The organism is Sphingobium sp. TB-6 (assembly GCF_012927365.1).
In the GTDB taxonomy this organism is placed as follows: Bacteria; Pseudomonadota; Alphaproteobacteria; order Sphingomonadales; family Sphingomonadaceae; genus Sphingobium.
In genome coordinates this window covers 13,645-26,201 of the sequence record NZ_JABBGL010000024.1, presented here as the reverse complement: position 1 = coordinate 26,201, position 12,557 = coordinate 13,645, and the positions used below count along the sequence as shown (strand labels likewise).

Annotated in this window: 9 protein-coding genes and 1 other annotated feature; of the genes, 2 read left to right on the top strand and 7 right to left on the bottom strand. The window is 60.5% G+C overall.

Going from position 1 to position 12,557, the window contains the following annotated elements; translation table 11 throughout:
- The first annotated feature begins 14 nt into the window (after positions 1-14).
- Positions 15-2,822 carry a conjugal transfer protein TraG N-terminal domain-containing protein gene (locus HHL26_RS21305; protein WP_046766235.1) on the top strand — a complete coding sequence of 936 codons (2,808 nt, stop codon included), beginning with the start codon at positions 15-17 and terminating at the stop codon, positions 2,820-2,822.
- A 7-nt stretch (positions 2,823-2,829) separates the two neighbouring features.
- Here HHL26_RS21305 and HHL26_RS21300 read toward each other — a convergent pair whose 3' ends face one another.
- From HHL26_RS21300 to HHL26_RS21290, 3 genes are all read right to left on the bottom strand, one after another.
- Positions 2,830-3,030: a hypothetical protein gene (locus HHL26_RS21300; protein ID WP_139111429.1), complete on the bottom strand. Its 201-nt coding sequence runs from the start codon at positions 3,028-3,030 to the stop codon at positions 2,830-2,832.
- Positions 3,031-3,451: 421 nt separating this feature from the next.
- Positions 3,452-5,722: a Tn3 family transposase gene (locus HHL26_RS21295; protein WP_062017345.1), complete on the bottom strand. Its 2,271-nt coding sequence runs from the start codon at positions 5,720-5,722 to the stop codon at positions 3,452-3,454.
- Between the two features lie 89 nt (positions 5,723-5,811).
- Positions 5,812-7,040, bottom strand: a protein-coding gene (locus tag HHL26_RS21290) for an IS3 family transposase (protein WP_099187114.1) whose coding sequence is annotated in 2 segments (ribosomal slippage) — positions 5,812-6,752 and positions 6,752-7,040 — 1,230 coding nt in all. Because the reading frame shifts where the segments join, the coding sequence is not laid out codon by codon here.
- Positions 6,643-6,759, bottom strand: a sequence feature (AL1L pseudoknot). Its footprint overlaps the gene before it by 117 nt.
- Positions 7,041-7,875: 835 nt before the next feature.
- Here HHL26_RS21290 and istB point away from each other — a divergent pair.
- Positions 7,876-8,604 carry an IS21-like element helper ATPase IstB gene (gene istB / locus HHL26_RS21280; protein WP_046766228.1) on the top strand — a complete coding sequence of 243 codons (729 nt, stop codon included), beginning with the start codon at positions 7,876-7,878 and terminating at the stop codon, positions 8,602-8,604.
- Between the two features lie 66 nt (positions 8,605-8,670).
- Here istB and HHL26_RS24365 read toward each other — a convergent pair whose 3' ends face one another.
- The 4 genes from HHL26_RS24365 to HHL26_RS21260 all read right to left on the bottom strand — a co-directional run bounded on the left by HHL26_RS24365 (position 8,671) and on the right by HHL26_RS21260 (position 12,415).
- Positions 8,671-8,889, bottom strand: a complete 219-nt coding sequence (locus HHL26_RS24365) for a sigma factor (RefSeq protein WP_226869720.1) — start codon at positions 8,887-8,889, stop codon at positions 8,671-8,673.
- Between the two features lie 177 nt (positions 8,890-9,066).
- Positions 9,067-10,665 carry an AarF/UbiB family protein gene (locus HHL26_RS21270; protein ID WP_046766227.1) on the bottom strand — a complete coding sequence of 533 codons (1,599 nt, stop codon included), beginning with the start codon at positions 10,663-10,665 and terminating at the stop codon, positions 9,067-9,069.
- Positions 10,665-11,345 (bottom strand): TetR/AcrR family transcriptional regulator, encoded by a 681-nt coding sequence (locus HHL26_RS21265; RefSeq protein ID WP_226869715.1) that lies wholly within the window; start codon positions 11,343-11,345, stop codon positions 10,665-10,667. Before HHL26_RS21265 ends, HHL26_RS21270 begins: the two co-directional genes overlap by 1 nt.
- 122 nt (positions 11,346-11,467) lie before the next feature.
- Positions 11,468-12,415: an MlaD family protein gene (locus HHL26_RS21260; RefSeq protein ID WP_046766226.1), complete on the bottom strand. Its 948-nt coding sequence runs from the start codon at positions 12,413-12,415 to the stop codon at positions 11,468-11,470.
- Positions 12,416-12,557: the final 142 nt, after the last annotated feature.

The window sequence follows — 12,557 nt, the reverse complement described above, 5'->3', positions numbered from 1 at the left end:
GGGAGGGACGGGCGATGCTGGAGGTCTTCACGGTCGGCGGCGGCGAATATCTCGTCAACACCTTCAACGCCGTCGCGGCCTGGTCAGGCGGCGGGGGCTATCGCTCTATGATCCGCGTCGCCATGGTGATGGGCCTTATCTACTCGCTGTTCGTCGTCGCCTTCACCCTGAACTACAAGGCCTGGCTCAACTGGTTCCTGCAGGCGACGCTTATCTATATGTGCTTGATGGTCCCGACGGTCAGCATCAAGGTGACCGACCGCATCAATCCCAGCCTTGCCCCTGCCACCGTCGAAAATGTGCCGTTAGGCCTCGGCGTACTGGCAAGCTTCACCACCCAGATCGGCGATTATCTGACCCGCACGGCCGAGACCGTGTTCGTCATGCCAAGCGAGCTCAATTATTCCACCAACGGCCTCATCTACGGCGCGCGGCTCTTTGACGCGACCCGCAATTTCATCATCCGCGATGCTGAATTTTCGACGAACCTTGAGCAATATATGAAGCAGTGCGTGTTCGGCGACATCATGCTCTATCAAAAATCGCTGACCGATTTGGCCAAGGCGACCGATCTCTGGGCGGCGATCGCCACCGAGGCGGAATCGCGCTCACAGGAATGGCTCGAACGCAGCGGCACCACGGTCACGCCTTATATCGTGACCTGCCGCCAGGCCTATCAGATGCTCGACGCGCAATGGGCACCGATGATCGATGCGCATGCGCCGATCTGGGGGAAGGAAGCCTATCCCAAGCTCAGCAACACGCTGGCCGCCGACAAGCTCAAACATGACATCCCTGTCGTCAATGGCGCTTTTACAGGGTCCGGCGATGGCTTTGCCCAGGCGATGCGCCAGAATACGGCGATCAACGCCTTCATGCAGGCGCGTAACAATATGGTGGGTGGGGCGGCGGCCGGCGCGATCGACAGCTTCGCGCAGACCCGCGCCGACATGCAGGCGCGCAACACCTATAACAGCATCGCCCAGCAGGCGATGGCCTGGGTTCCGATCCTCAACATCGTGCTGACGGTCGTCTTCTTCGCCATGTTCCCGGTGATTTTCCCGCTGTTCCTCATGCCGCAAACCGGGGTGTCGGCGCTCAAGGGCTATGCGACGGGCTTTTTCTATCTCGCTGCCTGGGGACCGCTTTATGTGGTGCTTCACATGATCTGCATGACGCGAGCAGAGGAAGCCGCGACCGGCGTGGCCGAGGGTGGCATGACGCTCGGATCCTATGCCGGCATTGGCGCGGTCAACGCTGAAACCGCGACGATCGCCGGGTTCATGCTGATGAGCGTGCCGTTTCTCGCCGCCGGGCTCGCGCGGGGCGCCATGTCGATCGCCGGCCAATCCATGTCGATGCTGGCGCCGGCGCAGAATGCGGCGGAGGCAGCCGCGCTCGAGCAGACCACCGGCAATTACGCCTATGGCAATGTGAGCTGGGCAAACCAGACGTCCAATATGCGGCAGAGCGACCAGTGGAACACTGCGGCGACGTACCAGGACGGTGGGCCGGCCTATAGCTTCCGCAATGACAATGGGTCCGTGATGTCGGCGTTCGGCAATGGCAGCGAGGTGATCGACATGCATCAGGCGATTTCGCGCCTTGATGTCGAACCCCGCGCATCGACCGGCTTTGTGTCCGAACTCAGGGAGCAGGCGAGCGTCGCGGAGCGGCAGGCCAAAGCTTATGAAGCCGCGGCTTCGGACATCCTCACCAGTACCCACACCAATCGCAGCGCCTTTGGCACGTCGAGTGAGCAAAGTTCCGGGTGGGACAGCAGCCGCGGACGCTCATCTGGGACGTCGATCGAACGGTTCGATCGTAACACGGCGTCGTCCAGTGCAGGAACAGAGGAGAGGTCGTCGGTTGGTCAAAGTCAAAGCATTTCGCAAGGTCATGATAGGACGGCTGGAACAATTGACGCCGTCGCTGGCGAGATACGTGCCGGCATCGGTGGTGCAGGGGCTGGTGCAAAGGGAAAAAGCGGCCGCGGTATTGGTAGCGTATTACCAGGTGTTGGTGGGACAGTTAGCAAAACCGGGCAGCAAATTGATACGATGCGTCACAGCAACTCCGATCAACGAAATACGGAATCAAATAATTCCTCTTCGGTCAATATGCGTGACGAGCATGCAAATGGTTCAAATGCCAACGAGACGCTTGGAACCTATGACCGTGATGGAACATTCGATCGGGCTTCAATGTCTGCGAGTTCATCCAGAAGTACGGAGGATTCACTTTCGCGCGCCAAATCGTACCAAGAGACCGCACGAAAACTCCACGAACTATCGGAGCAGCTTAGTCGTGACGCGAGCTATGCCGAAACCCATGGAATGCAACTAAGCGCCAATCTTTCGCAAGAATTAGCGGATTGGTATCGCATGGAGCAGTCCCGCAATCCTGGAATGGGTGCTCCAGAATTGTGGGTGACCACGCTGACCGATCAGCAGCGTGATGCGAGGAATGCGTTGATCGGTTCATGGATGCAGCAAAAGCAATCGGCGATCCGAGAGGATGTGCAGGAATTGATACATAGCCCAAACCTTGTGGACGTTCCTCATCGAGAGATCGGAAATTTCGACACCGTCCGCGCGACATATCATCCGCATTCCGTGGAGGGGATTCCGAATGGACCAGATACCGGCGATGCAGGAGCAGCAGGCCGAATCATCAATCAGGGTAAAGATTCGATCGATAATGTTCGCGACAATGCAGAAATCCAGCGTGCGTCTGCGGTACGGGGATCAGCGGATGTTCAGGCAGATGTGAACGCTGATCATGAAATAGGCTTCTTCCAGGATCCCCGCTTACGGAGATAGATTGGGATCAAATGTAGATGAAATAGGCGACGCACGAGAATGCGATGAGATAGGCGATGGCGTAGCCAATACGTTGGGCGGTAGTCTCGTCTCCGTCTCCAATCTGATTGGGCTGAAGCGGATCAAACTCATCCTGCGTCATGTGCACGATTGGACAAGCAGGGCTATCCTGCGTCATTCCATATGTGTTCAGGTCGATCTTAAGCACAGCAGCCTCCAAGAGGCTTATATTCGAACCGACGTTCTTCATCAATATCAGGTGTTTAATTCAACTTGAGTTCCGCTCTAACTGCCGAAACACTGTATCGCTTGAGCCGCTGGTCCCAAACGGTGGAAGCGCTGAATGGATGCAGTCGATCAATTTGCAACCCTTCAGAATTGGGCTGAGTCGCGGATCGACATGCGTATCGAATGTGCCTGTGGCCGGACCGTCAATATTCCCTCCAACCCGATTCTGGGTCGTTTCCGGTTTGATAGCGCCGTGTCAGAGGCGGCGAAACCGCCGTATCGGGGGTTCCCGTACGGGTTTCGCCAAAAGTAGCGGTAGGAAAACGGGATAAATTCAACGATTTAGAAATTACCATCGTGAAGTTTCCTCATTAATTCAGTAGCTTGGGATTTTGTGCAGGTTATGGGGTCGCAGCCTTGCGCGGGTGCCCACGCTCCCTGATCGGGAAGTGCAGCTTTCCGTGCATGTTGCTGTGGCGGACCGCGACAGGTGCTACGTGCGCGAGATATTCCGGCGGGTAGCGGCCCGGTCGCGCATCAACGACCTCCTGCATCGCTGCAGTTTTCCAAGCCATGACGATGTTTGTCAGCAGCGTCAGCGCGCCTGAGACTGCCACAATCTCGCTGTGCTTGCGTCCGTGTTTCGCCTCGATCCTGCCCGCCAGGATTGCCCGTTGCAGCTGGTGCACGGATTCTCCCTGAGACAGATTGCGATGCACCTCGCGTCGAAAGTCAGGCTTGACCAGGTAATCGAGCAGGAAAAGGCTACGCAGGACCTTCCCGACCAATGTCCCGGCCTCATAGGTTGCCGTGCCTCTTGCCGCACTTCCGTGCCGATCGATGATTGTCGCGGCCGAACTGTGGCCGGTCTTCAGCGACATGATCACATGGAGCAGGCTGTCCCAGCCTTCCTTGGCAAGCCGCGAGACTTTGACGCGCACCACCATGGGTTCGAGGGTTTGCGGAACGGCTACGCCATCGGGCAGGTACAATTTCCTCGTCGCCAGATCGGCCAGTCGTGGAGCCAGATCAAAACCAAGGAGCTTGGCGGCGGCCATGGCAAAATGGGTGAACCCATGGGTGTCGACGGCGAGCCTTTGCAGTTCGCAGACTTTCTGGTTCAGCGCGCCTTCGATCGCGACGCCCGCCTGTCTGAGGTTCAGCAGCACGGGCTGATCGTAGATGATTGCCCATTGATCGACGACATGCGTGTACGTGCCAACTGCCGGAGTGCGCCGCCGAGGTTCAATCCGGGCCAGCCAGAGATGGCGCGTCGCATCCATGCTCATCATGTCGGCCGAGCCAGCAATGCCGGAGCCCCACAGGCGCGTGATGGGATTGGCGAGCATCGATGCAGCCACACGGTCACTTGCAGCCCGAAACTGTGCGTTCTCTTCCAGCGTTCGCATCATCATCTCGATGCGATCATCGCTCACGCCGTCCAACATGCGAGCCATGTCGGCGGCGGTCTTTTCCGTACCAAGCGCCAGCAATGCAGCGTAGAGCACTTCCAGCTCGGCAGGACGGGTAGGGGCACGGCCCAAAAGCACGCTCGAAAATCCCGTCGAGCAGTCGACGGAGACCATCACCGCGGGAAGTTGGACGTCGCCGATCTGACCGAACAACGCAGACCTAGTTTCGTCGACAGCGGGATCCTTTGGCGCAGCCGACAGCCGCGGAACCTGGAACCGATCGTTGGCAATGCCGATTTCGCCATCGGCGATGGCTTCGCCGAGCATTTCCATCCGCAATGCAAGCGGTTCCTGAAACCGGCGAAGGTAAGCCTCGATCGTCGTTGGCCAGCCATTGTTCCGCAAGGCTTGTGCCCGAGAATTCGCCCAGGTGATAGCTGGCATGAGCTGATCGGCAATACTACGGTGATGCACGCTGTGGCGTGAGCTGGCAGATCCATTGCGAAGGGCGCGTTTCAACAACATAGCCGTAGCCACTTCGAAGGCTGCAAACCTCTGGCCAGGGTTACCGCCCAATATTGCGGCGCCGGAAGGCGACCGAAGGAACGGCTCGCATTCCCACTCCATCAGATCTGTTTGGCGTTTGGAATATTTACTAGCGAGGGTTTCCAGTGCTTGCTGAAGCGGATGAGCAGCCGCGACATCGATCGGCAACGTGCAGACCTGTTGCATGAGGGCGCGAAGTCGCGATGGCGCTTCGCTCATTTGAACGCGAATGGCGGCAACCTTGCCTTTTGTCGCAGGCAAGGATCGCAAGGGCTGCATCGCGCGCAGCGCGACCTGTCGAAATTCGGCATCGATCATTTGGCGGTCGTCGAGCGCGCCGATCATGATGCCTAAACTGGACCGATAGAGTTTCAGCTCGTTCAGCGCGCGCTCTTCCACCGTATTCCGCGCCTGACTCCACAGCTGCCCAATTCGACGACCGGTCTGCATCAAAACGGCGTCAGTCGCTTCCAGTAATTGCAGCCTCAACCAGCAGCCAATCTCGACCGTGCGCCGGGGCTCGGTGAGGCGGGAAAGGGTGGCCGCTTTTTGGCGCGCAATACGGACAGCGTGGAGGCGAATCCGGCCGACTGTCAGGTTCGGCAAGGCAAGCCGATCAGCACCAAGCGATTGAAGTTCAGTGATACGGGATTGCATCATTTGGATATCGTTCCGCCCGAAGCCTTTGGCAGGTGCGCGGAGCCAGTCGAGCAAGGATACGCTTTTGGGGATGGATCTCGCGGCGGAAAGACGACTTGACCAACTGAACCGCACCGAGATTGCCGGAGGCAAGTTTTCTTAAATTAGGCAGCCAGTGGGACGTCGTCCAGCATGGCGTAGTAGCGTTGCTCCGCTTCGACGGGCGGAACGTTTCCGATCGGCTCCAGCAGGCGCCTGTTGTTGAACCAATCGACCCATTCCAGCGTGGCGTATTCGACGGCTTCGAACGAGCGCCAAGGTCCTCGACGGTGGATCACTTCGGCTTTGTAGAGGCCGTTGATCGTTTCGGCCAAAGCGTTGTCGTAGCTGTCGCCGACGCTGCCGACGGATGGCTCGATGCCGGCTTCAGCGAGGCGTTCGGTGTACTTGATGGACACGTATTGCGATCCGCGGTCGCTATGATGGACCAGGCCGCCGCGATGAACGGGCTGTCGGTCGTGGATGGCCTGCTCCAACGCATCCAGCACGAAGCTGGCATGCGCTGTTCTACTGACGCGCCAACCCACAATGTAACGGGCGTAGACGTCGATCACGAAGGCAACGTAGACGAACCCCGCCCAGGTCGCGACATAGGTGAAGTCGGAAACCCATAGCATGTTCGGCGCCGGAGCATGGAACTGGCGGTTGACCTGATCGAGCGGGCGTGGGGCCGCCTTGTCTGCAATCGTGGTGCGAACCGGCTTGCCGCGGATCACCCCTTGCAGACCAAGATTTCGCATCAACCGCTGCACAGTGCAGCGCGCGACATCGAAGCCTTCGCGCTTCATCTGCCGCCATATCTTGCGCGCACCGTAAACACCGAAGTTCTCGGCAAAGACCCGCAGAACTTCGGGCTTCAGCTCCTCATCTCTCCGGACACGAGCAGATTGCAAAGCCGGGTCTCGCCGCTTGGCAAGGCGTTCGTGATAGGTGGATGGGGCGATCGGCAGAACCCGGCAGATCGGCTCGACCCCATAGGCATCGCGATGTTCGTCGATAAAGGCGATCATCGTTTGAACGGGCGGTCGAGCTCCGCCTGGGCAAAATATGCCGACGCCTTGCGCAGTATCTCGTTGGCCTGCCGCAGTTCGCGGACTTCACGCTCCAATGCTTTGAGTTTCTCGGCGGTCTCCGTCGGCACGCCTCCGCGCTTGCCGCTGTCCACCTCCGCTTTCTTCACCCATTCCAGCAGCGTGTGACCGGAACACCCGATCTTCTCGGCAACCGATGTGATCGCAGCCCAGCGTGAGGGATAATCGCCCTCGTGATCCAGCACCATCCGGATCGCTCGCTGCCGAACCTCAGGGGCGAACTTGTTCGTCGTCTTGCTCATCGTAGACCCTCACTCTCAGGAGTTAAGGCCTCCGGCAATCTCGGTGCGGTTCAAACTGCCTGTCAGTTCGGCCCCAACTGCAGCTTCGATCTCCGATCTCAGACCTTCCAATACATGATCCTGCGCCGCGGCGGCAAGTCGCTCAAGCAACCGTTCCCCTGGCAAGACATACGAACGATCGTACAACCACCGACGCGCTTGACGTATCAAATCGGGCCTCGAGATCTGTGTCTCGGCTTGGCATCGCAAGAAGGCCGTCAGCATTCGCAGCACACCGTCTTCCGCAGACCGCCAGCCGATCGCTTCGGCAGCCAGCCGTTGATGCGCGAACAGCGTCTCCGGCGTCGATAGATTGCACGCAACGTTGCGATCTGTGGCGCTGGAATGCCGGCATGATTGGCAACGAACTCGAGGATTCCGGGCGGAATTCTTTCGAACCCGGCTAACGGACGGCCGGTCATACGCAGGAATCCGATGTGCAGGAGCGCCCTAAGCGGGTCAAAGGCCGCCGACGCGAAGAGACATATGGGAGCATATGCTCGGCCGGCTGGAAAAAGTACTCGATCTCCGCATGGGTCAGTGAAGTGGGCAACGCGTCAACGCCCAGATATTGCTCTCGCCAGCTTTCCATCGGCAGCTCTCCTTTGCCGACAGACAAGGCTATGGGAATTCTTGCGGAGAGTCTTTGAAAACCTGAATGCCACACAACCCATTGATATTACGCGGAGCGGCAATGCGGCGTGTCGGCAACATGCTGATTTATCACAACTATTCTTACCGCTACTTTTGGCAAAAGTGGTACGGGAACCCCGTTACGACCAACTGAGGAACTTCCATGCAGCGGCATGACATGATCGACGCGATGCGCGGGCTTGGACTCAAGGGGATGGCTGGCGCGTTCGATGAGGCCGTTACCACCGGCCTTCAGCGGCAGCGCACGACGATGGAGATACTGACCGATCTGCTGCGCGCGGAGGCAACCCACCGCCGCGCAGCCTCGATCCGATACCGAATGACAGCCGCCAAGCTGCCGGTGGTGAAAGACCTCGATGCCTTCCACTTCGAAGTGACGCCGATCAACGAGGCGCTGGTCCGTTCGCTACACAGCGGCGCGTTCCTGCCTGCACAGCGCAATGTCGTCCTGGTCGGCGGCACAGGCACCGGCAAGACCCATCTGGCCATCGCCATCACCGCCAATGTGGTCCGCGCCGGGGCGCGGGGGCGTTACTTCAACACCGTGGATCTGGTGACCCGCCTCGAAGAAGAAGCCCGGATCGGCAAGAGCGGCGCGCTTGCCGCCCAGCTCGCCCGGCTCGATCTCGTCGTCCTAGACGAGCTTGGCTATCTGCCGTTCGCCCGCTCAGGCGGGCAGTTGCTGTTCCATCTGGTCAGCAAACTTTACGAGCAGACCAGCGTCATCATCACGACCAATCTGGCGTTCGGGGAATGGCCAACCGTGTTCGGCGATCCCAAGATGACCACCGCTCTTCTCGATCGTGTCACCCATCATTGCGACATCATCGAGACCGGCAATGACAGCTGGCGCTTCAAGAACCGAAACTGATCCCTGCGGCACGCCGGGATTAAGATGCCTTGCGCTGCGCGCGCCTCCGGTCGGGCTCCGCCCTCCCTACGCCGCTCGCAGTGCAAGGAGCATTCCTCGACCGTCGTGCCATACTCGAAAGGGGGTCCCGTTTGCACGCCGATTGACAGTCCAAGCCTTCAAATTCGTACCGGGCTCAAACGACGCGCGGTGGCGCCAGGCCTTCAGCACGGCTTCCTGAACAAGGTCCTGTGCAGTATCGGAATTCCTGACCAGCGATCGCGCATAGCTCGCCAGCCTAGGCATCAGGTCGCTCAATGCGGCGCCAAATTCCGGCCACTCCTCAGTCGATACATGCGATCGGTTTTCCAATAGTTCGGACAAGAAAGATAGGCCCCTGTTCGATGAAATTAGGCGGCAATATATATACCGACCGGTTTACTTTTCGGAAAAACGCCACCTGTCCTGGATTGTTCCACTCCCTCAGCGCCTCTGCCTGCTTGCGAACCAAGCCCAGGCTGCTGGCAGCACCGCAGATGCCATCATCATTGCGCCGACAACATCATGGTCGCGCTGAAGGATCGCGCCGGCGACGAGCAGCCCGGCTGACAGGATGTTGGGATCGGCGCGCCAGGGCGACGTCGGATTTGGGGAAACCGCGCCTCCCTGTAATTCGATCGGCAGCGCGCCCGACCGCGCTACCCGCTCGGCGAAAGCCACCAGCTCGGGCGAGGCGGCGGCGAGACGGCCCAGGCTCGTCGCCAGCCGGCGTCCGCCCCGCTTGAGGCCGGCCGGGCCGATCCGCTCCCGCAGCAGTTCGCGCGCGATCGGTGCGGCGCGCGCCGCGATGTCGAAGCCGGGATCGAGCCGTCGTACGAACCCTTCGGCGATCAGCAGGGTTCGCAGCAGCAGGGCCAGATCGGGTGGTAGCGCCAGGCGGTAGGTGCGCAGCAGCGCGAAGACGCGACCGAAGACGTCGGCGAGCTCGATCTGCTGGAGTACCGCCCCGCGAAACTGGCCGATCAGCGCGTCGAGTTCGCGGGTCAGCGCCTGGCGATCGACGTCTGTTTCGCCCGACCATTGCAGCAGCACGTCCGTCACCGATCGCGTGTCCTCACCGGCGATCGCAAGGACGAGCGTAACAACCTCGTTTCGTCGGGCGGGGCTGAGCACGCCGACCGCCCCGAAGTCGATGAACGCCAGCGACGCATCGGCGAGGACAAAGACATTGCCGGGATGGGGGTCCGCATGGAACCGGCCGTTGAAGATTATCATCCGCAGGACTGCATCTGCATATCTGCCGGCGATATCCGCACCGCAGTCTCCCGCTCCATCAAGGATAGCGCGGACGGGCATGCCGTCGAGCCGCTGCTGCACATTGATCCGGCGGCCGACCTGATCCCAGTAGAAGGCGGGCGTGCGAACGCCGAGCGGCTGCAGGAACGCGCCGATGCTCTCGCAGGCTGCCGCTTCGGCACTGAGGTCCATTTCCTGCGACAGGCTCTCCGCGAAGAACCGGAGCAGCTCGTCGGGCCTGAGGCGGCGGATCTCCGGTGAGTGTCTCGCGGCGAGCCGCGCAATGCGGCGGAGCAGCCTCAGGTCGGCATCGACACGTTCCGCGATCCCCGGTCGGCGTACCTTTACCACGACCTCGGTTCCGTCGCTCAGGGTGGCTGCATGAACCTGCGCGATCGAGGCCGCGGCGATCGGCTCGCGGTCGAAGCTCGCGAACACGTCCGCGATCGGGGAGCCAAGCGCAGCCAGGATCGTCGGCTCCAGCGCCTCGAACGGCAACGGGGTCACCCGGTCCTGCAGCGTCGACAGCGCGCGCACCCATTCCGGCCCGAGCAGGTCTTCACGGGTCGCCAGCACCTGCCCCAGCTTGACCGCAACGGGTCCAAGGTCCCGCAGCAGCGCGACGACCCGCTCGGGCGTACCGACGTCCACCGGCTGCTCGGAACGACCGGGCAGCAGGCCCAGGCGAGAGGCGAGCCCGTTCAGGCCGTGGCGCCCCATGATCTGGATAAGCTCTGCGAGGCGCGCACGCTCACCGATCTGAGGCTCGTCGTCCGTGGCGGGCATCACTTGCTGCAACCATCCCCGTCTCGCGGGCGGCAGCCATCAAGGAACAGGTCGATACCGCGCGAGATACGATCGCGCGCCGCCTCGTCATAAGCTGGCGGAGACAACCCCAGCGCTGCACGGCGCATGGGGGCAACCACGACGAGTGTGACGAACTGCTCGGCAGCGAACACGGGGTCGGCCAGCGAAAGCTCTCCCTTGGCATTGGCGTGGGCGAGGATCGATGCCACCCACTGGACGGCCCGCTGGTAACCGAAGTCGTGGATGTTCGCCGCGAGCGCGGGGAAACGCACCGCTTGCGCAATGACGACGCGTTCCATGGAGGCGATCCGGGGCGTCAGGAGCCACTCGAGCAGGCGATCGGCAATCACGTGAAGGCGCGCTCCAATGTCGGGTTCGTCGCTGCCGGAGGGTTCGAGCGCGCGCAGCTGCGTATCGATCTCGTCGAGGATCACCGCCTCGAACACGCGCGCCTTGCTACCGAAGCGCGCGTACAGTGTTCGTTTGGAGATGCGCGCTTGGTCCGCGATCATGTCGGCACTGGCGCCATCGAACCCGTGTTCGAAGAACAGTTGGCGAGCGCTCTTGAGGATGTGCGAGGTCAGGCGGAGCGCGTCCTCGGTGGTCGGTCTGCCCATCTTTCGGGGGCGCCGCGCCTTTTTCTTCTCATCATCGCTCAATCTCTTTCTCCTGGACCGAGAATAGCGCGATCCGAGCACTTTGACGAGCAATGCCGCAAGGACCGTAGGCTCCGTGGCCGCGGCTCGGACTCCGCCGACGGCTTGAAAACGTTGCAAGCAGATTATTTCCCAGGCTCTGCGTCAGGCTTGTATGTGGGGAGGGACGGAGAGCCTAGACCCAGCCCCTCCTGATCGATACGAACGGCCGTCTCCCTGACGGCGCTTACCTTGCTCCTTACTGAACCTATTGTCTCGACCAGGCGGTCCTGCAGGGCGGTCGCCCGCTCGATCTCGGGCCTCAGAGCCTCGGCGCGGGCAGCGAATCCTTCAGCTGAGTCACGAGCGATCCCTAATTTGCGGTTCGCCTTAGCAAGAGCGGATGGACCGCGATCTTTCAAGGTGACCCTCAGACTTTCGGCGCGATTGCCTGACCGTTGCAAACCCTCTCCCAAGGCAACCATACGCCCTCGCGCACCGATGAGTCCCTCCGACGCCGTTCCAACCTTGTCTACCCACCCCGCGGAGTTGTGCGCGAGCACCGCAAGACGCTCGTTCGCGCGCTGCTGCTGAGCGGCACCAAGGTTGCGTGAAACGGAGTCCACGGTGCGGCTTACCTTCTCCACAAGTGCTATCGGGTCTCCCCCACCACCAAGAAGCCCGTCCTCCTTGGCAGGAATGATCGGGAACTCCCCGTCTTTTGCGGCAACGATCGGGAGCGCATCATGTGTTGCGCCATCGAGACTGATGTTCGCCGTTCCGCCTAATGCTGATCGGACAATCGTAGCCTTGACGCCGGTAACGATAGGGATTTCTGGTTCCAAATTGACAGCTACCAGAACCACGGACGGGTCTTGGCTGTCGAATCCGACAGATGTAACATGCCCAGCCGGCACGCCCGAAAATGTCACCGGTGATCCCTTTTCAATGCCGGCGACGCTTCCCGAGAAGCGGATCATATAGGGCCTGCGGTTCCCGTTGCGAGGCTCCAACAGCCACAGCGTAAAGACCAAGGTGCCCAGCAGCAAGCCCGTCACCGCGAGAACCAGAAAGCTGTTCGACCGTGTCTCCATCGAGATGATATCCCATTAAGGCGGCAGGTAAGTTTTAGGCCGTACCGTCCCCGCACATCAGCCAGTGCCTGAAGGACGCCGATTCTCGGTGTGCGAACAGCACGGTAAGCCTGCCCTATTGCACATCCCCTCACGTTAAGTA

Coding starts and splice junctions, on each gene's coding strand:
- HHL26_RS21305 (WP_046766235.1), top strand. CDS start 15: ATGCTGGAGGTCTTCACGGTCGGCGGCGGCGAATATCTCGTCAACACC.
- istB (WP_046766228.1), top strand. CDS start 7,876: ATGCAGCGGCATGACATGATCGACGCGATGCGCGGGCTTGGACTCAAG.
- HHL26_RS24365 (WP_226869720.1), bottom strand. CDS start 8,889: ATGCCTAGGCTGGCGAGCTATGCGCGATCGCTGGTCAGGAATTCCGAT.
- HHL26_RS21270 (WP_046766227.1), bottom strand. CDS start 10,665: ATGCCCGCCACGGACGACGAGCCTCAGATCGGTGAGCGTGCGCGCCTC.
- HHL26_RS21260 (WP_046766226.1), bottom strand. CDS start 12,415: ATGGAGACACGGTCGAACAGCTTTCTGGTTCTCGCGGTGACGGGCTTG.